Genomic DNA, 210 nt, shown 5'->3' on the forward strand with positions numbered 1-210 from the left:
AGCGTGCAGGCCGTGGCCTCGACCTCCATCAACATCGCCGGTCAGTACTACGCCCTCAAGAGCGACGGCACCGTCGCCGTCTGGGGCCAGGCATCGACCAACGCCCCCTACTGCGGCCAGAAGGGCATCCAGAATGGGGGCTACGCACTGATCGACATCTCGCCCATCCAGGGTCTGGCGCGCATCCAGCAGATCGAGCCCGGCGAAGGC

Annotated in this window: 1 protein-coding gene; it reads left to right on the plus strand. The window is 66.7% G+C overall.

Going from position 1 to position 210, the window contains the following annotated elements:
* Positions 1-210 (plus strand): hypothetical protein (locus ASE28_RS33075; protein ID WP_235516122.1); only part of this gene is annotated, 210 nt, incomplete at both ends.

Source organism: Acidovorax sp. Root219, assembly GCF_001428665.1.
Lineage (GTDB): Bacteria > Pseudomonadota > Gammaproteobacteria > Burkholderiales > Burkholderiaceae_C > Acidovorax.